This is a genomic window from Paenibacillus eucommiae (genome assembly GCF_017874215.1).
In the GTDB taxonomy this organism is placed as follows: domain Bacteria; phylum Bacillota; class Bacilli; order Paenibacillales; family NBRC-103111; genus Paenibacillus_AI; species Paenibacillus_AI eucommiae.
Window position 1 is genome coordinate 33,086 of record NZ_JAGGLB010000033.1, and the last position, 19,846, is coordinate 52,931.

Annotated in this window: 19 protein-coding genes and 1 other annotated feature; of the genes, 8 read left to right on the plus strand and 11 right to left on the minus strand. The window is 43.9% G+C overall.

What is annotated here, in order from left to right; translation table 11 throughout:
• Positions 1 to 10: 10 nt before the first annotated feature.
• Positions 11 to 952, minus strand: a complete 942-nt coding sequence (locus J2Z66_RS33565) for a methylenetetrahydrofolate reductase (protein WP_209977147.1) — start codon at positions 950 to 952, stop codon at positions 11 to 13.
• A gap of 580 nt (positions 953 to 1,532) precedes the next feature.
• Here J2Z66_RS33565 and J2Z66_RS33570 point away from each other — a divergent pair.
• On the plus strand, positions 1,533 to 1,883 hold the full coding sequence (locus tag J2Z66_RS33570) for a VOC family protein (protein ID WP_209977148.1): 351 nt from the start codon (positions 1,533 to 1,535) through the stop codon (positions 1,881 to 1,883).
• A gap of 23 nt (positions 1,884 to 1,906) precedes the next feature.
• On the opposite strand, the gene J2Z66_RS33575 is transcribed toward J2Z66_RS33570, so the two are convergent.
• The gene (locus J2Z66_RS33575) at positions 1,907 to 2,353 is read right to left on the minus strand and encodes a GlcG/HbpS family heme-binding protein (RefSeq protein WP_209977209.1); all 447 of its coding nucleotides are present in this window, start codon (positions 2,351 to 2,353) and stop codon (positions 1,907 to 1,909) included.
• Between the two features lie 170 nt (positions 2,354 to 2,523).
• Positions 2,524 to 2,777: a binding site (T-box leader), on the plus strand.
• 69 nt (positions 2,778 to 2,846) lie between these two features.
• On the opposite strand from J2Z66_RS33575, the gene J2Z66_RS33580 reads away from it, so the two are divergent.
• A complete protein-coding gene (locus J2Z66_RS33580) occupies positions 2,847 to 4,526 on the plus strand; it encodes a glutamine--tRNA ligase/YqeY domain fusion protein (protein ID WP_209977149.1) in 1,680 nt (559 codons plus the stop codon).
• Positions 4,527 to 4,722: 196 nt separating this feature from the next.
• On the opposite strand, the gene J2Z66_RS33585 is transcribed toward J2Z66_RS33580, so the two are convergent.
• The 5 genes from J2Z66_RS33585 to J2Z66_RS33605 form a co-directional block, all read right to left on the minus strand.
• Positions 4,723 to 5,481 carry an alpha/beta fold hydrolase gene (locus J2Z66_RS33585; RefSeq protein WP_209977150.1) on the minus strand — a complete coding sequence of 253 codons (759 nt, stop codon included), beginning with the start codon at positions 5,479 to 5,481 and terminating at the stop codon, positions 4,723 to 4,725.
• Positions 5,482 to 5,601: 120 nt separating this feature from the next.
• The gene (locus J2Z66_RS33590; RefSeq protein ID WP_376774533.1) at positions 5,602 to 6,543 is read right to left on the minus strand and encodes a DMT family transporter; all 942 of its coding nucleotides are present in this window, start codon (positions 6,541 to 6,543) and stop codon (positions 5,602 to 5,604) included.
• Positions 6,544 to 6,545: 2 nt separating this feature from the next.
• A complete protein-coding gene (locus J2Z66_RS33595; RefSeq protein WP_209977151.1) occupies positions 6,546 to 7,319 on the minus strand; it encodes an ABC transporter permease in 774 nt (257 codons plus the stop codon).
• 29 nt (positions 7,320 to 7,348) lie between these two features.
• Complete coding sequence (locus tag J2Z66_RS33600; protein ID WP_209977152.1) at positions 7,349 to 8,119, minus strand: ABC transporter ATP-binding protein; 771 nt, start codon at positions 8,117 to 8,119, stop codon at positions 7,349 to 7,351.
• 125 nt (positions 8,120 to 8,244) lie between these two features.
• Complete coding sequence (locus J2Z66_RS33605; protein WP_209977153.1) at positions 8,245 to 9,150, minus strand: LysR family transcriptional regulator; 906 nt, start codon at positions 9,148 to 9,150, stop codon at positions 8,245 to 8,247.
• Between the two features lie 125 nt (positions 9,151 to 9,275).
• On the opposite strand from J2Z66_RS33605, the gene J2Z66_RS33610 reads away from it, so the two are divergent.
• The 4 genes from J2Z66_RS33610 to J2Z66_RS33625 all read left to right on the plus strand — a co-directional run bounded on the left by J2Z66_RS33610 (position 9,276) and on the right by J2Z66_RS33625 (position 13,029).
• Positions 9,276 to 10,274 carry an aliphatic sulfonate ABC transporter substrate-binding protein gene (locus J2Z66_RS33610; RefSeq protein ID WP_209977154.1) on the plus strand — a complete coding sequence of 333 codons (999 nt, stop codon included), beginning with the start codon at positions 9,276 to 9,278 and terminating at the stop codon, positions 10,272 to 10,274.
• Positions 10,275 to 10,349: 75 nt separating this feature from the next.
• Entirely contained in the window at positions 10,350 to 10,832 is a 483-nt protein-coding gene (locus J2Z66_RS33615; RefSeq protein WP_209977155.1) for a DinB family protein, read from the plus strand.
• Positions 10,833 to 10,838: 6 nt separating this feature from the next.
• Positions 10,839 to 11,330 (plus strand): DinB family protein, encoded by a 492-nt coding sequence (locus J2Z66_RS33620; RefSeq protein WP_209977156.1) that lies wholly within the window; start codon positions 10,839 to 10,841, stop codon positions 11,328 to 11,330.
• Positions 11,331 to 11,841: 511 nt separating this feature from the next.
• Positions 11,842 to 13,029, plus strand: a complete 1,188-nt coding sequence (locus J2Z66_RS33625) for an amidohydrolase (RefSeq protein WP_209977157.1) — start codon at positions 11,842 to 11,844, stop codon at positions 13,027 to 13,029.
• Between the two features lie 72 nt (positions 13,030 to 13,101).
• On the opposite strand, the gene J2Z66_RS33630 is transcribed toward J2Z66_RS33625, so the two are convergent.
• Positions 13,102 to 14,034: an acetamidase/formamidase family protein gene (locus tag J2Z66_RS33630; RefSeq protein ID WP_209977158.1), complete on the minus strand. Its 933-nt coding sequence runs from the start codon at positions 14,032 to 14,034 to the stop codon at positions 13,102 to 13,104.
• Positions 14,015 to 14,638 carry an AAA family ATPase gene (locus J2Z66_RS33635; protein ID WP_209977159.1) on the minus strand — a complete coding sequence of 208 codons (624 nt, stop codon included), beginning with the start codon at positions 14,636 to 14,638 and terminating at the stop codon, positions 14,015 to 14,017. Before J2Z66_RS33635 ends, J2Z66_RS33630 begins: the two co-directional genes overlap by 20 nt.
• Before the next feature lie 342 nt (positions 14,639 to 14,980).
• On the opposite strand from J2Z66_RS33635, the gene J2Z66_RS33640 reads away from it, so the two are divergent.
• Both J2Z66_RS33640 and J2Z66_RS33645 read left to right on the plus strand, forming a co-directional pair.
• Positions 14,981 to 15,586, plus strand: coding sequence for a DUF2087 domain-containing protein (locus J2Z66_RS33640; RefSeq protein ID WP_209977160.1), 606 nt, complete (start codon positions 14,981 to 14,983; stop codon positions 15,584 to 15,586).
• Between the two features lie 2 nt (positions 15,587 to 15,588).
• Complete coding sequence (locus J2Z66_RS33645) at positions 15,589 to 16,215, plus strand: hypothetical protein (RefSeq protein WP_209977161.1); 627 nt, start codon at positions 15,589 to 15,591, stop codon at positions 16,213 to 16,215.
• A 743-nt stretch (positions 16,216 to 16,958) separates the two neighbouring features.
• On the opposite strand, the gene J2Z66_RS33650 is transcribed toward J2Z66_RS33645, so the two are convergent.
• Positions 16,959 to 18,476 (minus strand): ABC transporter substrate-binding protein, encoded by a 1,518-nt coding sequence (locus J2Z66_RS33650; protein ID WP_209977162.1) that lies wholly within the window; start codon positions 18,474 to 18,476, stop codon positions 16,959 to 16,961.
• Positions 18,477 to 18,633: 157 nt separating this feature from the next.
• Positions 18,634 to 19,815: an MFS transporter gene (locus J2Z66_RS33655; protein WP_209977163.1), complete on the minus strand. Its 1,182-nt coding sequence runs from the start codon at positions 19,813 to 19,815 to the stop codon at positions 18,634 to 18,636.
• Positions 19,816 to 19,846: the final 31 nt, after the last annotated feature.

The following is a 19,846-nucleotide window of genomic DNA, read 5'->3' on the forward strand; positions in this document are numbered from 1 at the left end:
ATCATCAAAATTAGATTGCAACGGCAGGCTTCAGCCTTTTTGTAATAGTTGATTGAATGTCTTTAACCAGTTGTATGGACGCTTCAATTTCAACCTTCCTGGTCGATACGCTTTCAACGCTGCAGCCGATAGGTATTCCTTTATCGAGTCCGAAATCCAGGATTTCTTCAAAGATTTTTTGAGATAGTCTTATCGATTTATCCAATACATCATTTGAGTTATTTAAATCATTTTCTAGCCACTTTGGTATACTTATCCCTAACCATTTCATAAATTCCAAAGTTTTCGGGGAACCACAAGGTGCAAGATTGAATAAAATGGGCACCATTTCCAATCCATGTTCTCTGCAATAATAGTAATAATCGGACAAGAAATTTTTTGAAGCCTCAACATTATAGGTCGCCTGTGAAACAAAAAAATCACATCCATTGTTGATCTTGTGCACCATTCTTAAATGCTCATCATGCTTTTTCATATGTCTTTCAGGTATGACGACTCCTCCGAAGGTTAAGTTATCATTTAAACTTTTGCTTAAATTATAAGCTTCTGTTAGCCCTAATTTAACCTCTTGTTTACTAGAAGAAGCCCCTACAAACACCGAAAACCTTTCTTGATCCGTGTCAGCCTTTATCCAATCCGTCAAATGTGTCTCGGAATACTTCCCAACGCAACGATAAATAATTTTAGGAACGTTCAATTGGTTCAAATACTCATTACTGTAAGTGGTGGGCTCAATAGTTGGCAGATATGGAAAAGGTCTTTCCTCTTCTATTCTATCGAATTCCTCCTGAACATCGTAAAGAATTAAGGCGTCTATATCAAGATCTTGAAGTCTCTCACATTGTTTTTGCGAGATTTCAGCAATCTTTTCGGGCGTATTCGTTTCCTTTGGTGGTGTCATGCCATATGTTAATATACCGGTCTGTTTACTTAATATTTTTTCTTTTAGCATATTTTTCACATCCTTGCTTATCCGTCAGGTCAATAAACCAAAAACTTTAAGAACATCGGCAGTATCATCGACAGTAATTATCTTATCCTTGTATTCACATTTTAGCATAAAATGAGGCAAAGAGTTATTGTTATACTTTTTATTCCAAGCTAAAAGATTTTGTACGCTCTCTAGGGTCTCCCGTTTTTTGCTAGGGATTGTCCCATATTTACGCGCCTCATAACCTACTATATAGTCGGCAACAAAGAATTAGAATGCGAAAGAGACGGGTGCAAACGGGGACAGAGCAAATCAAAAGCAGCTTACGGACATAAGGTACGTTATCTGCGGGTTTTAAGGTCTTTTTTAGATCTTACGGACATGAGGTACGTTATTAGCCTTGCATAAGGGTAAATGGGCTCCTTTTTATCCAAATAAGGGATCTGATGTCCGTAAGCTTTCCTACATTAGGGGAATTACGGTAAATAAGCTCTCTGATGTCCGTAACGATGATTAATTGTGCCCTCTTGTCCCCTTTACTTGAATATTTAAGCTGCCTATTCCAGATGTTTGATGCCGACTATATAGTTGATAAAGATAAATGGAAAATCTTGAGGAATCTACTGAATGGTACATTAGTAATCTGGGATTCCAGGTACATTGGAAACGACCGGACAATAAAATGACTATTCTTGCCCTTCCTTCAGGCCCGTCTATTTTTCTCTGTGAGACAGAATTACACCAGCGAAGGATGTCTGTCGTTATTGGTTTTGAAGCAGCGGATATCTGGAAGCTGTTATCGGATTTGCAAAGTAAAGGGGTGCGGATTAGCGAGATCAGAGAAAACAGAGGGGTAATCGAGGGAGAGGTTCTGGGAATCGATTTCGACTTTTTTGGTTGCTGGAAGGCTGCCAAAGCAAATGGCAGCCTTCGTTGCACTAACAGGTGCTGAAGCAATGCACTTTTTACTAAAAGTCACATAAAATTATTAGCAGTCCCAATGCGTGCATGAGCATAGGACTCAAAGGCCTGAACAGCTGCATTGGCGACTGCTACGTCTTGCTCACCAGAACCGCCACTAACACCAATAGCCCCAACGATCCTCCCTTCTCTCACAAGAGGAATTCCACCACTTAACACAACTACACGCCCTTGATTTGTCGTATTTATACCGTACAGGGGCCCATTAGGAAGAGCCGATTTAGCCAAGTTTGAAGTAGGCATTTTCATCGCAACGGCTGTCCATGCTTTATTTTGAGCGATGTCGATACCAGCCAGTCTTGCATCATCCATCCGGTGAAAGGCGATTAAATGACCACCATCATCGACTATCGCAATATCCTCAGATATACCAAGCTCTTTGGCCTTACGTTCAGCATAATGCAGCAAAGCCTTGGCTACTTCCAACGTCAATTTCGTCAATTTCGTCAATTATATTCTCTCCTTTATTTGCATAAAATCTTCCCTAATTTGATAGTATATGATCTAATGATTGTACTGGGTGTCAAATTTAAATGATTGATCACACCGGATCAGTCGACCGTAGACAATGGTTACAAAAAAGAGTATGATTTGTTATTATTAAGCAATATTCAAACGCGATGATGAGAAGAGTAGGGAACAACGTTCTTGTACAGAGAGCTCCGGCAGCTGAAAAGGAGTAAAGAGCATCCTCCCGAACCAAGTCTCTGAGCAGCATGCAGGAACCATTATTGGGGATTGCGTGACGGGAGCTCCCGTTATTGAGCTAGAGTATAAGCATTGCCTGCAATGCCGTACTTGAAGAGGTTAATATGGCGACATATTAATGAATCTGGGGTGGTACCGCGATAATTTCGTCCCCAAGACACGAGGTCTTGGAGGTGAAGTTTTTTTGCTGTTTTATCACTTATTAGATCATTAGGAGGAGTCGGCATTGGATACTGAAAAAGAGCATCACGCGGACAATTTTTTACTTAAACTGATCAGTGAGGAACTTGAAGCTAGCGCCTTCAGCAGGGATATGTGCACGCGATTTCCTCCCGAGCCCAATGGCTATCTTCACATAGGAAGCGCCTACGCCATACACACGAATTTTACAATAGCTCAAAGATTTAACGGAACCTTTCATTTACGCTTTGACGACACGAATCCCCTCAAAGAAGATATCGAGTATGTACATGCGATTATTGAAGATATACAGTGGCTCGGCTACGATCCGGGAACTCATATCTACTTCGGCTCGGATTACTCTGAAGAAATATACAACGCCGCTGTCACCTTGATTAAGCAAGGAAAGGCGTATGTATGCGATTTGACACCTGAGGAGATAACGGAGCATCGCGGAACTTTGACGGAGCCAGGCAGGAACAGCCCTTATAGAAACCGATCTATCGAGGAAAACCTCGAGCTTTTTTTGAAAATGAAAAATGGCGGCTTTCCTGCCTTCTCCAAGGTTGTTCGCGCCAAAATCGATATGGGCTCACCCAATATCAACTTGCGTGATCCTGTTATTTTTCGAATTATCCATGCTGAGCATTACAGAACGGGAAATGACTGGTGCATCTATCCGATGTATGATTTTGCTCATCCTATTCAAGATGCGATTGAAGGCATCACCTACTCCTTGTGCTCCATTGAATTCAAAGACCACCGCCCTCTATACGACTGGGTATTAAAGGAACTTGGGATCTCCGAGCCTCCGCGGCAAAGGGAATTCGGCCGGCTGAGCTTGACGGGTGTTGTGACAAGTAAACGGTTTTTGAGGCAGCTGGTAGAGGGAGGTTACGTAGACGGCTGGGATGATCCCAGATTGCCAACGCTCCGCGGCTTAAGAAGAAGAGGCTACACGCCGGAAAGCATACGCAGCTTTATTGAGGAGATTGGCAGCATCCGAACCCAAAGCACGATACACATCTCGCTGCTTGATCATTGCCTCAGGCAGGATTTAAAAGAAAAAACGATTAGCGTCATGGCAGTTTTGCAGCCTCTAAAGGTCGTCATTACCAACTATCCGGAGGATGTCGTGGAGCAGTTAATGATTGAAAATAGCAGCGAGAACGAAGCGCTTGGGAAAAGAGAGGTTCCTTTTGCCAGAACCATTTATATCGAGCGGGATGATTTCATGGAGCAACCACCTAAGGGCTATCATCGGCTGAGTATGAAAGCAGAGGTAAGGCTGAAGGGCGCCTATTTCATCAAGTGCGAAGAAGTGATCAAGAACCCGGAAACAGGCGAAATTACGGAGCTTCGCTGCACCTATGACGTGCTCACAAAGAGCGGAACCGGATTTACCGGGCGTAAGGTGAAAGGGACGATTCATTGGGTCTCTGCGGAACATGCCGTAAAAGCTGACGTTCATCTGTATGAGAATCTGCTGCTTGATCAAGACATTCCCAAGGATAACAGCAAGGATTGGACTGATCTGATCAACCCGAACTCGCGGGTTATTGCCAAGGACGTTTTGCTGGAGCCCTTCGCCCAGCATGCGGATATAGCACAAAAATTCCAATTTTTCCGCCACGGTTACTTTTGCTTAGATACGAAACTCACATCTGATGACAGGTTTGTATTTAACCGCATCATACCTTTGAAAGATAGTTGGAACAAACGATGAAAGGAGCTAGCAGCTTTAACCACCCAAAGAGGCCATCTGTCCTCTTTTAGTGATGAAAATCATCATTAACGCGACGGATTGTCCCGGCACACATACTTTAATGATGAAAAACATCGTTAAGTAATCTCTCTTATCCTATAGCACTGTAAAAAAGCCCAATTATTTCTTCAGTGAAGAATCAATTGGGCTTTCCTTACTAATTTGTTTGTTTTATTTGTTCCACACATTCTTTGATAGTATCAATGACGACTCTTGGCTCTGATAATTGAGGAAAATGTCCGCTTTTTTTAGCGATAATGTGTTTGCTGCGTTTTGACAACGAGAGTAAATCCAATTGATTCTCCAATCGTTTTTTACGAGCTTCCTCTGGCATCATACGATTTTCTTTCCCTCCTGTAACCACATGTACAGGTATTTCGGGAAAATGGTCTATTTTATGGATGTGATCAACAGTTCTTTTTACAAAATTAACTTCATTGAATTGTTTATGTGAAGACAAGGAATCAAACATAGCGAGCATCTTGTTAATTGCTTTTACTACCCTACCTTGATATTTATCAAGCTGTATATCTTTCGGATGGCTGGATTCTAAAAAGACAATTCCTGCAATTTCTTTGGGGTAAAGCCGGGCATACAAATTGGCATATAATCCCCCTAATGAATGTCCAACTAACAAGAATGGAGGATCAAATCCTACTATTGTTAATGCCTCCCGTAAAGTTTCCACAATCGCTAATCCATCTTGAGGTTCTTTCGGCATATCACTACTAGTAACACCAAAACGATTATAGGAAAAAACAGAAGCCAATTCCGAAATTTCTGGCAGTATTTTCATCCAACCTTCTATGGGTCCCGAACCGCCGTTCATCAAAACAATATTGGGCTTGCCGCTTCCACTAATATTATATTGCAACTTCCCTTTTGAGGTTTCCATTTTTAATTTCTCAATTGGCAATGCACTACACCTCACGTTGTTATGAATACATTCATATACGTTCTTTGTGAGTACAGGTTTCCATCTGTAAAAAAAGTCTGGATCAGATCTGGATCAGTTGATACCTCCACTTATTTCCTCCTACTCCCTCTTACTTCCTCCTAGATCCTGCAACAACCTTGCTTTCTTAAGAGCCAGCACGTTGGTTCCAACCACCCCGCCAATAATAAATATGGCCCCGATGAAATAAAAATAGGCTAGCTGCTCTTTCAGCACAACAACGCCCGCAGCTATTGTCACTAGCGTGGAGAAATTGATGAAAACACCCATTTGTGACGCTTCCATGTAGGTCAGGGCGTAGTTGTTCAGGAACGAGGTTACGAGGGAAGACATGACGCCCAAGTAAATAATGGACACCACAAAAGTAAGATCGGCGAAGGGCTCAAAGTATTGTCCAAGCGATCCTTCGGATACATGACGGACGATGGACATGCTGTTAAACACAACAAAACCGATACCCATCATCATCACCGTGATATCCATTGCCCGATATTTCCGGCTCATTTTCCGCGCTATTACGTTATATGCTGCCGATGAAAGAGCCGATAGGAGAATAAAAACAGAGCCCTTGAAATCTCCGGGACTCATATGTGCACCCTTCATTACAAATATATAGACAACACCTAACACTGACAGAAAGATGCACGAGATTTGCAAAAGAGTGGAATGCTCTTTCAGAAAATAAGCGGCCATTATCATCGTCAGGATCGGAATCGTTGCTTGAATAATTCCCGCTTCCGAGGAGGAAATATAGAACAAACCATAAGCCTGAAAAGCAAAGAACAAGGATGGATAGAAAATAGCTAACGGCAGCAGCCTGAGTATATCCCCCAGCTTGAACCGCGGACGATTGTTCCCCGCGAATACAAGGAGTAAGGCAATTCCGAACGAGATCGTGAAGCGATGTGCAAGCATATCGACCGGATGACTGACAGCCAATGTAAGCTTGACGAAAATAAATGAGAACCCGATGATGACGGCGTATAATATCGCAGCTGAGTATGCTTTTCTAAGAGGGTTCACCGTCATCCCCGGTAACTGTCCTGCCATTTAAGTAATCGGGCCTCAAGAATGCGTACCAAGGAGTCCGTCAGCTTGCCCACGATCGCGAAAATAAATATTCCGACAAATACAACACCTGTGCGCAAGTATGCGCGGGCATCCTGAATCAAATAACCAATCCCTTGATCAGCACCCATCAATTCTGCGACAACAAGACACAACCAGGACACACTAAGCGACAGCCTCACTCCAAGCAAAATATTAGGCATTGCCGCCGGAAGAATAACCTTCGTAATTTGATGAAACCGGCTGAACTCCAGCACGCGGGCCACGTCGAACAGCTTAGCGTCCACGTTCCGGACTCCAAGGAATGAATTTACATATAGCGGGAAGAAAGCTCCCATCGAAATCAATAACACCTTAGAAAGCTCGCCGAATCCGAACCACAAAATAAACAATGGCGTAACAGCCAACAAGGGCACCGTTCTAAGCATCTGGATAGTAGGATCCATAATGTGCTCCGTGCGTCGAAACAACCCGACCGCGATTCCGGCAACAAGCCCGGATGCGCCGCCGATCGCAAACCCCACCATCGCCCGCATGACGCTTATGCCCAAGTGATGAAATAATTCACCTGACATAATCATGTCGTAGAAATCACGAAAAATGGAGATCGGCCCTGGAAATAACATCGGGTTCAACAGTTCTAATGCGACCGCAACCTGCCATACGACCAGCACCACGACCGGTATCAAGCTGCCCAGCACAAGGCGGATGACTCTTTCTTTACTAGACATGGATGGAATAGCCTCACTTTCTTAAGTCATTAAATGTGCCAGCTGATGTTATCATCCTCAACATGGTTCAATGCGCTGAGCACTTGTGCCCGAAGCTCCTGAAAAGACGGGCTTATCCGATTTCTTGGATAGAGCAGATCTACAGGAATAATAGCCTTAATCCGGCCTGGGCGTGCATCCATAACAACTACACGATTAGACAGGAAAATAGCTTCGTCAATATCATGGGTAACCAGCATCATGGAAGTCTTGTTCTGCCGCCATATATCCAGAAGGGATTCCTGCATATGATTGCGGGTAAAAGCATCCAGTGCGCCAAAGGGCTCATCGAGCAGCAGCACTTGAGGATGCCTTAGCAGCGCACGGGCAATGGCTACCCGCTGGGACATCCCGCCAGACAACTGCTTGGGGTATGCCTTTTCGAAGCCTGTAAGCCGAACCAGCTCGATCATCTCGTCAACGCGGCTCCTCACGCCTTGATCTTTCAAGGATTGATCAGCTGCTATATTTTTCTCCACCGTCAACCAAGGGAACAAGCGATGCTCCTGAAAAATAAATCCTTTTTCCTTGCTTGGTCCCGTAATCCTCATGCCGTTAAGCTGAACGGAGCCTTCGTAGTCGACATCCAGGCCTGCTGCAATTTTCAGCAGCGTGCTTTTGCCGCATCCACTTGGGCCGATAATCGAAACGAACTCTTCTTTTTGCAAATTGATATTGATCTTATCAAGCACATGCGTAACCGTATCCGCAGAACGGAACGTCTTGCTTAATTGGCTAATTTCCAAAGCTGTTGCTGCCATTTCGAGTCCCCCCGCTGTCTCCCTGTTAAGCTTGTTTGAATTTAAGGAGAATCTTATCAGACAGTTAAAATAAATGTCAATACGCTCCTTGTGATAATCATATTGGATAATTTTCCCAGTCAAAATTATTTAAAATTGTTGTATTCGCGGATTAGATACTTCAGAAACTCCCGCTGGGCGATCGAGAAATGCTTGCTCGTAAGCCTGGCCCATCCGAGTGAAATTGTATTGGGCTCATGATTTACAAGCGGAATGGACACAATATCACCACTAGCAACTAATGGATCATTTTTCATGCTGAACTCTATGAATATGCCGATGGCTACGCCCTCTGCGATCGTTCTTTTCAGAATGTCCACGTTGTTTGAAGTGAAAATAATATTAACCGGGCCATACTTGTTCATGAAATCATGGATGTACCAGTTCGAATAATTGTTGTCCGCGTTGACGAACGTTTGCGTAAGCAGCTCTTGGGGAGTAACGCTAATTTTTGAGGCTAGGGAAGATCGCTTGCCGGCATAGACGACGATTCGTGAATCGAGCAGCTTGGTCAACGTTAAATCCTTTACGTCCTCTGGCTTGTGGTTGTCAAAATAAATAAGTCCCAGATCGGTACGATTCTCCCTGAGGTCCTGGACAATCGCCTCCGAATTCTTGGCCGTAATCGCCAATCTTACGTTGGGATGATCCTTTTTGAAAGATATAATGGACTTGGAAAGTATAGTCACGATGTTCGGGCCGGCAGAGAAACGAACCTCTCCCTCGATTAACGCGCTCTGGATTTGCGATTCTTCCTTGATTTCCTCAATACGTGTCAGAATCTCGTTCACCTTCTCGATAATGATCTTGCCCCGCTCCGTCGGCTCGGTTCCGAGACGTGATCGTTTGAATATTTTCATGCCGAGCTCTTCCTCAAGCTTGGACAAGGATTTGCTGACGCCCGCCTGACTGACATGCAGTTGTTCCGCCGCTATCGATATGGATCCTGTTTTTGCTATCGCGGCTATATATTCAAATTGCTCAATATTCATGCTTAACCCTCCGTTACATAACTTTTGGTTATACATCTATAATTCATAGTTATTTTACTAGATTACTCGGAAATAATACAATACAAATATCAAAAAGATTTTCAAACCCCGAAGGAGAATGCAAAATGAACAAAGTGAACCACCGCAGATTACTGAAAACAGGCTTACTCGTACTAGCCTTAATGATTGGATTATTAAGCCTGGCAGCATGCGGCAAAAAGGACGCCTCATCTGAAAAGGTTACTGTCAATATCGCGATTAACGGCGGACTGAATTTGCTCACCATCGCCAAGAATAAGGGCTGGTTCGAAGAAGAGTTTACGAAAGCAAATGCAACTGTGCAATGGAACGAATTCCAGAGTAGTGTTCCCCTTCTGGAAGGTCTCGTATCCGACCGTGTAGATTTCTCATTCATTGGTGATGGCACCGTTGTAACGGGTAAAGCCGCTAACAGTCCTTTCACTGTGATTTCCGTAACTGGCGTTGAAGGAAACCAGAACAGTGTCGTTGTTAAACCGGACAGCCCTATTCAATCCATCGCTGATCTGAAAGGCAAGCAAATTGCTGTTGCCAAAGGCTCATCCGCCCATATTTTCCTGATTAAAGCACTGCAGAAAAACGGCCTCAAAGAGTCCGATGTGAATATCGTACAGCTGCAGCCCGACGAAGCTAATCCTGCGTTCCAAGCAGGGCAAGTGGATGCTTGGGGCATCTGGGATCCATTCGTCACAACTGAAACCGCGGCTAACCGTGCCCGCATCGTTGAAAGTGTCAAAACAATGAATTTCATCGCCCCTGCCGTTATGATCGGCCGCGATAAATTCCTGAAGGATCATCCCGATCTTACTGCCCTTTACTTGAAGGTGTACCAGAAAGCCGTTGATTGGGTAGGCCAGAACCTCGATGAAGCTGCTGACATTCTTGCAACCGAGAAGAAGATGGACAAGGCTTTGGTGAAAACTCTGCTTGAAAACACCCACTACATCAATGAGCCAATCTCTCCGGAAATTGCTGATGCCATCCAATCTACAGCGGACATCCTGCTGGAATCCGGCACAATCAAAGAAAAGCTGGACGTTAGCAAAGTTTATGACAATTCCTTTTTCGAGGAATCACGTAAATAATAGCCGTCGGGAACAACAGTCGGGAGTCTCACTGATAAATCACAGATAACGATCAACAAGCAGGAGGATTAAGCAATGAGTACAACTACAGATAGAGCAGGTTCGATCGAAAATTATTTGCAAACAGCAACGAAAATCCGCAGCATTGTACAGGGGCTCTCCGAAGAGCAGCTTGTATGGCAGCCGGGTCCTGGCAAGTGGAGCATCAACGAGATCGTCGGCCACCTGGTCGATTCCAATATCGTCAATTCCTATCGCATTCGTAAAATCATCTCTGAGCCCGTTTCACCGCTCGCTACGTTCGCCCACGATGATTGGGTCAGCCAGCAGCAATTTAACGAAATAGCACTGTCCGAAATTTTGGACGTCTACGATGCCTTAACCCGTTATAACGCTATCTTGCTGCGCAAGCTTAGTGAAGAGCAGTGGCTGCGTGTAGGGATGAAGGTGAATGAGCCGATTTCAATCGCTCATATTATTGATAAGTTCATCTGCAATCATGTAAATGAGCACCTGGGGCAGATCGAGCGCAATAAAGCTGCTTACAGCGCAAGGTAAAACAGCATGCAGACTAACAATAGCAAAAGCAGTCCGCCCTCTTCTATTAAGTTATATCAGCATACGTATATCAAAATCAGTGAAGCCGTGAGCGGTTTCACTGACGAACAGTTGCAATGGAAGTCCGCTCCTGACAAATGGAGCGTTACAGAAGTCGTATCTCATCTTGTTGATTCCAACCTGGTAAATTCATTCCGGATTCGCCAGCTGCTTACCGAGTCACATGCAGAGCTGCTGCCTTACGCCCACGATGAGTGGGTAGCCGCTCAGCAGGCGAACAGCATGACAATGCAGGAGCTTCTCGCCATCTACGAAGCTGTCACCCGCTATAATGCTCTCTTACTCAACCGCTTAGACGACAAGACCTGGGAGAAATGCGGCTGGGAAGATACTCACGCCTACAGCCTAAGGCATATTATTGAAGTGTTTATTGTCCGCCACGTTGAAACCCATTTGAAGCAGATTGAGCGGATACAGGCGGCCATTCCTCATAGATGAGAAGCTGACCGTTCTCGGGCGTGTCCTTTGAGGAGCATATTCGGGACTTGGGTGTGTTGGTGAGAGAATGGATGTGGGCTCCAGCCGCTGTTAAAGATTTGTTCCCTTGAATCGAATAGATAGAGAGGTAGGAACAAATCTTTAAAGGCGGACGCTGCCGCTCTTCCTCCCACATCCATTCTCTCTTTAGCTACAATCTTACGAATCGTACGAACACCAAGCTCAAACAGACACCAAGAAAGGCCCCGCCAGAACGAACAACGGAGAGGATCTGCTGCTTTAACGATGATTTTCATCGTTAAAACATCAGGTCCTCTCCACATCCTTACTTTAACGATGAAAAACATCGTTAAAATCCCTTTTATCCGCCCAAAGGGGCCATCCGTGCACATATAGCGATGAAAATCATCATTAAAGTGGCTGAATGACCTGGAAACCCTTGCTTTAACGATGAAAAACATCGTTAACTGAATTTACCACTCACTCGATTTGCGATAAGGAGGTACGCACCATGACACTTGAGCTTAAGCCATTACTTGTACAAGCCGAAACACTTCAACCACAGGTTGTGGCATGGAGACGCTACCTGCATCAGCATCCGGAGCTTAGCTTTGCAGAGAATGAAACAGCCCAATACATTGAAGATACTTTGAAATCCTTCGGAAATCTCATCGTCACAAGGCCCACTTCATCAAGTGTATTGGCACGATTGATTGGAAGCCGTCCCGGCAAAACACTGGCCATACGGGCGGATATCGATGCACTGCCTATTCAAGAAGATACAGGCCTTGCCTTTGCTTCGACGAATGACGGTGTCATGCACGCATGTGGTCATGACGGTCATACGGCTACTGTTCTTGGCGCCGCCAAGATTTTATCCGGGCATCAAGATGAGCTCGAGGGTGAAATTCGTTTTATATTTCAGCATGCGGAGGAACTGCCTCCGGGCGGCGCAGATGATATGATTGCTGCAGGCGTCATGGAGGGTGTCGATTGGGTTATCGGCGCTCATCTGCAATCGCCAGTTGAGGTTGGCAAGGTGGGCGTCATTGCAGGCGCTATGCTTGCTTCCCCCGACACGTTCCATATTACGATAACGGGCAAAGGTGGACACGCAGCTGAGCCGCATACAACGGTCGACACAATAGCTATCGGTGCCCAGGTGGTCACCAATCTGCAGCACATCGTATCAAGAAATACGAATCCGATGAACCCGCTTGTCGTATCTGTGACCCAATTTATTGGCGGTCACGCCCACAATGTCATTCCAGGAAGCGTCCAGCTTACAGGGACTGTTCGTTGTATGGATCCGCTACTTCGTGAAGAAGTTCCACGACTTATGAAACAGATCATTGGCGGAATTACACAAGCCCACGGAGCGGAGTACGAGCTTAACTATGTCTTGGGCTACCGTCCGCTTATTAACGACAAGGATGTCTCGCAGATCGTTGCCGACACGGTCGTCGAATTGTTCGGTCCCGAGGCGCTATACACCATTAAACCAAGCATGTCGGCCGATGACTTCTCAGCTTACCTGGCCTGTGCTCCAGGTACTTACTTTAACATTGGTGCCGGAAATCAGGAGCAAGGAATCACATATCCGCATCATCACCCCAAATTTACGATCGACGAACAATCTTTGCAAATCGGCGTAAAAGTTTTCCTCGCGGCAGCTCTTAAGCTGCTGGGCAGTAAATAATAAGTATGCATTTAAAAAGAAAAGGGATGCCTGAAAGTCAATTGACTTCGGGCGTCCTCTTTTTAACAACACTTAAACTTTACCAATACTATGATGAGGAAGTACGGCATGCACTCCTTTTACTCCATTTACAATTTGCGTAATTCTTAAATCAACGACTAAGCTTGCCAGCGCTAAAGCTTCCTTTCGCTCAAATTTATACAGCTCTTCCATCAAATCAAGCATGCCATCCAATGCAATCATCGTTGCTTCATTTATATCTTCATGAAACCCAAAAGTAATCCAACCATCCGCTGTATGAGCCCTTGGCATTTTAATTTTCATATCGGCATGCAAAATAAATGTCAGGTCTACTATTTCCATCGGACATTCCAGGGCTGGCATGGCTACCTCCCCATCTCCTTGCGCCGCGTGACCATCTCCTACGGAAAACAAAGCACCGCTTACCGCGATTGGCAAATACAGTACACTTCCGGCAGTTAACTCTTTACAATCGATATTTCCTCCGCAGTATCTTGGTGGTAATGTGGCGTGTAATCCCGCTTCATTTGGAGGCATCCCCATAATCCCCATAAAAGGTTTTAATTTTATCTTATGTCCATACTCACTTATTCCCTCTAATTTATCAGCATTGAGCTTCCAATGCATAAAATATTCATCACCAGCAGTACCTAGTCGATCATTTAATTCTGGTGGGAAACCTCCAGCGGAAGCCCATCCCCAGGTGCCGGTGCGAATATGATTTATTTTTATCTCAAGAGTCATACCGGATTCGGCATCTCGTATGTATACAGGCCCACATATTGCATGACCTTGGTCTTCTGGCTGTTTTCTTTCAAATCTTTTCGGAATCCCCGGTTTCTTCCATGGCTCAAGGGCCCACCCCATATCAAGTGTTTCAAATTGAACTGTATCTCCAGAATCAATAGTCAATAAAGGCAATAAATCTTTTGAAAATGATCCGTGTAAAGATTTTCGTTCCGGTTTAATATAATGAGTGGCCATTTTCTTTTCCTCCTTTAATTTCGGACAATAACCCCACCACTTCCAGCGCTAATTCATCTGTAGATTTCATTCCGTCTAATGAAACATCACAATCCTCCAAGGCAATAGCATTAACCGCTACATAAAAATCTCTCAGATTATGCTTCAGATAAGCCGTCAAATAATCATTTGCAGATTTAACCTGATAATCGATTGATACACTTGGATCAAAGTGTCTAAGTATTCTTCGAGCAAGCGAGACTTCCAAAGGAAGCTCAAGATGAACAGAAAAATCAATTAAGTTTTCAGTCTTATACCGTCCCCTGCCGAAGGGTTCATCAAGCAAGATATATGCTGAAGGCTTGATTGTCTCTCCTGTAGTAATATTCTTTATATTTTTCCCAGTGCGCAATGAATGCAAGTCCTCTAACAGTTGAGCATTTTTGACTTCATCCGGATTCGCTCCGTTTGTATACCAAATGATAAGGTTAAACTCAGAGGCGGCAAAATATTCATCAAAAGAAAGGCATACGGAGTCGTTTCCAAGTAATGTTGCAAGTTTTTTACATAGAGTTGTTTTTCCTGAACCAGAGGTTCCACTAATAACGATAAAAAAAGGTTCCATTCTTAATCACCTTCCTCATAGCAGGGTCTATTTATTTAATTCTTCTCACATAGGTTTCATCCACATTTACTTTATATAGTAATATTTTTTACTTCATAAAGCAATAATATTTACCTACAAAGCAATATTTATTTCTTCAAAGAGGAATTTTCAATTTTTAGTGCGACCGTATATACCTCTTAGACTTTTCTAAAAAGATGGCCCATAAATTGACAATACCAAAGAAAAAAACAACATTTTTTTTAAATTATGTAGTTGATATCCCCTCCCAATTAGATTAATATCTAATTAGATAAACATTAAATCAGATAAACCAATTTTATACTTGGAGGTATTTCACCCATGCAGTTGGATAAAGTGGTTAATTACCATAAGGCGCTAGCAGATCCAACAAGGATCAAAATCTTAATTTTGCTTGCTGAAGGAGAACTGAATGGTCAGGTTTTGGCAGAAAAATTAGGCATCTCCCCGGCTACAATTACCCATCATGCCACAAAGCTGCGCGAAGCGAGCCTGATTAATGAGCGAAGAGATAAAAACACGATCTTCTTTTCTTTAAATCACTACTTTATTAAAAAGAATGCTACTGCTGCGGAGGAGTTAATCTACAAAAATGTAAATCTAAAAGGAGCTGTGGATGTTTTGGATGAGAAAAACAAACGCCTCAAGGATTCTGTTATTAAAAACTTCATAACCTCAGAAGGTAGATTAAAGCACATACCCGCTCAACTCAAGAAGAAACTAATCGTCCTAGAACATTTAGTTTCCCGCTTAAACAAAGGTCAAAAGTACACGGAAAAAGAAATCAATGAGTTCATTATGAGTTTTCATGATGATTTCGCTACATTACGCAGGGAATTTATTATGCATCAATTTATGTTTAGGGAAAACGAAATTTACGAATTAAACCCGCCAGAAATGTGGGCACATTGGGAGGTTTTAACGTAACGATGACCATAGTTGGTATTTTGGGTTCCATGTATGAGATAGAGGGATTTAACTGTCATGTAGATCTTTATGCTAATCTGATAACAGAGTTTCAGCCCGATGTCATTTGTGGAGAAGTACATCCGAACACTTGGAATATTTATTTAGCTGACAAAAGCAAGCGAGGTTTCTGGGGAGAAGCAGAAGGTCTGTATTATGACTGGATATTTCCATTTTGCGAACAAAATAACATCGTATTTTCACCCGTAGATTGGTTTGAGCTCGATGTGTGGCATGATTTCGACCCGTTTATTAAATTTGAAGGTAGGCAAAAGGAAGAGCTGCAACAGAAATCTGCCGATTGGTTCGAAAAGCAAAAAGCAGTGTGGAATGTCACTCCCATACCGTTCAACTCGAAACCATACGACGACCTTGCAAGACAAAAGTATAAATGGCTGTACGAAATTAATCCAGAGTCGCAAATTTTCAGATGGATATGTCGAAACCAAATTATGGTCCAAAGAATCAAAAACACGATCAAAGAACATCCAGGAAGGCGGATTCTATGCATAGCTGGAGCTGACCATACTTATTGTTATTATGATGGATTGAAAGAATTAGATATTATTATCAAGTATCCTCTAAAATAAAAGTGGAAACTTGAGCACGCAAAAAACATTTGCAAATGGCTTGTACAAAAGCATATGCAAAAACATGCATCAAAGCATATGCAAATGCAAACATATGCGCGAACATATGCGTAAACGCATGTGCAATCGCATGTGCAGAATCACTTTAACGATGTTTTTCATCACTAACAGATGACATTTATGGAAACTTGGCCATTTAGTGATGTTTTTCATCGTTAAATGGCCCTGTGCCACCCAATGCCTACACCAATTTTCCACCTTGACCTGTAATCGCCCCGATCTTCTAGAAAGAAGCCACTTTAAATTGGGAGACGCAGGAAGAGTCTATCCTCCAGATCCTCCAGGTCCCCCGGATCTTCTGAAATCTTCACGAATCATCTTAGATCTTCCGAATCTTCTAATGCTCTCTCAAACTTTTCAACCTTCTCAAACTTTCTCAAACCTCACCCAACCTCACCAAAACATGCTTAGCAATTCCGTGACAGCCTCACAACACGTCTCATTCCTTACTTCTTACTACTTGCTACTTAATGCTCCCTACTCCTTACTACTCCTTACTACTTGCTACTTGCTACTTGCTACTTAAAGCTCCCTACTCCCTACTACCTACTACTTACTCCTTATTCCTTACTCCTTACTCCTTACTCCTTACTCCTTACTCCTTACTCCTTACTCCTTACTCCTTACTCCTTACTCCTTACTCCTTACTCCTTACTCCTACTCCTTACTCCACTCCTCACGTCTCACTTCTTACTACTCGCCGCCCACTCATCCAGCTGCTTCTGCTTCTCTGCGATTACTTTGTCGATACCGGCCGACTTCAGAGCAGCAATAAACTTCGGCAGGGTTTCGTCAGGATCGAGCGTTCCTGTTTCCAGGCCCATGGAATACTGCTGAATTACATTGTTGATCGCGGACAACTCGGTCTTGACCGGAGCCGGATTGTACATGAATCCGAGTGCTGCCGATTTCTTGGAGCTCTTGTTGAATTCCGCCATCTCCTTCCAAATATCCGGGCCGTCCGTTGCCCAAGGATACGTTAACAGCTGATTGCCGAACATCCAGCCTTGTCTCAGATTGTAGCCAATTTGGGAGGATTCCACTCCAGCCGGGAAGTTAATCGTATTGTTCGGCTGTTTGGCATAATGCTCGCCCTCAACTCCCCAAGCCAAAAGGTTGACGATATCCTTGTCAGAGTACATCAAGTTCAGCATCATCATCGCCCGCTCAGGGTTTTTGGAATTAGCTGCAATGGCAAACATGGCGTTAGTAATCGCTACCGTATCGGTTTTTGGAGGCCCAAATTTCACTTCTGTTATAGGCACTCCCACACGCTGGGATGTTTGTGAAATGACTCCCGGCTTTCCTTTGTTTACTGTGGCGAAGCCAACATTGGCCTGCATGTAATCTCTTCCGGTTTGTTTGCTTGTTGCAGCATCTTTAGGAATATACCCTGCTAAATACCATCTTCTCAGCGTCTTAACCATATCCGCATAATAATCGCTTTCATACAGGTTGACTACTTTGAGCTGATCCAGATCAACCAGCACCCCAACCATGTCTCCCAGCGGGTCGACAGTAGTGATAACATGGGAATACGCGATCGAAGCTGCAGCAGTCGCTTTACCCAGCAGATTAAAAGTAGGATTATTCTCCTTAACCTTTTGGAAAACTGCGTCCATATCATCCAGCGTTTTCACACCGCTCACGTCAATATTGTACTTCTCCAGCATGTCCGTACGCATCAGAATCGTTGGGTATGAAGCAAAATCCCGAATGCTCGGTACCGCGTAGGTTTTGCCATTAATTTTGGAGGTTGCCAGCACTTCGGGCTCGAATGCCGCAATAATATCTTTCCCGTGCGATTGCAGCAGATCATCCAGAGGCAGCAGCTGCTTTTGTGCAACTTCAGAAATATATTGGTCTTCCCCGGTGAAGATCAAATCTGCCTTTTCATTTCCGGCAAGCATAAGGATTTTTTGCTGAGTCCACGCTGCTGGCTCAATCCGGTTCAGTTTAACGGTAGCATTGATTTTCTCTTTTGTGATTTTATTGATTTCCTTCTCCACCAGCTCCATATCCCGTTGACTGTTTCCCCAGAACGCAATGGCAACCTCGTAAGGCTTCAACTGACTTCCCTCCGCAGTTTCCTTCGTTCCATTATTTCCGGCATTTTCAGCAGGAGTAGTACCGCAGCCGCTCAAGAGCAGGCTTACAGCCAGCAAAGACAATATCAAAAAGTGCACCGATTTTTTCAACATAAAATGACCTCCCGGATCTTCTGAATTCAATGTTGGATATCCCAAAATTAACATGAAACGTAAGCGCTTACTCCAGACTCAAAAGAGATGGGCGGATACAGTAACCATAATACCTATAGCCTATATCCCACCCATTTCCCGTTCTCACACGGAACCTTTAGTCCGTTTTCCTAACCCTCAGCCACATCACGAGAAAACCGACAACGCCTGCCAGGGAAATAACCGCGCTAATTTCGTACATAACTCTCGGTCCCAAATAATCGAACATCCAGCCCCCCATCAGACCAGCCACAATTCCCGATATACCTCCCCAAGTAAGAGCATATATCGCCTGGCCAGTTGCCCTGTATTCGCTTGGAATCAAATGAGCCGACAGGCTGGTACCTACGTAATAGTAGCCCCCAAATGTAATGCAATGCAGAACTTGAATAAATACAATATGCATAGGGCCACCAACGACCGACATCAACAGCCAACGAATTGTAAAAAGTACACTGATAACGACCAAACAGCCGATCATCATCTTGGTTGATTTTTTCAGAAACCGGTCAAACAACAGAAATACAGGAATTTCAAATATCGCTGACAGAAAAACAGACCAGCCAATCAATTCTTTGGAGCCCCCAAGGTTGGAAATATATAAGGACACAAACGTCTGATTAATGGAATTTGGCACCGAAATCAGCACCCCGAGCACCACAAAGCTGAAGAAAATTTTACTGGAAAACATCACTTTCCAATAGCTTTGCTTTGCCGTCTTCGCTTTAGAAACGATATTCCCTCTCGGCAAGCCAATTGTAAACAAGAGAGAGACGATCATCATGATTCCGTACAGTACCCAGAGGTTCAACAGTCCCATCCGGCTAATCACGGGTCCCGCTAATACAGCAATGATGGCCCATCCCAACGATCCCCATAACCGAAAAGCTCCGAATTTATGCTTCGTATTCTCGATAGCGTTCAGGATCAGACTGTTGCTCTGCGAAAAGGTAGGGCTGTTGAAGAAAAAGAACACCAGCATTACCGCAAAAATCAGTGTATATTCCCTTAACTGAAAAACGGCAATGGAGGCAATCAAATTACCAATCAATAGGATAACCAGAATTTTTCTTACATTTTGCAGCCGGTCGCTCCAGTATCCCCAGAATGGATTGGCAAATATCGAGATAAAGGGCCCGCCGGCCATGATCATGCCGATCTCAATTTTACTTAGCCCAATTTCCTGAAAATAAAGCGGAAAAAAGGACGTTAGAATCGCAATCGTTCCGTACAAAAAGAAATTGAATCGCTTAAGAGTTGATAGTGATTTTGCACTTTCTCCGACTGAAAGCTCGGCCATTAGAAACACATCCCCCCTTAACTAGATCCGC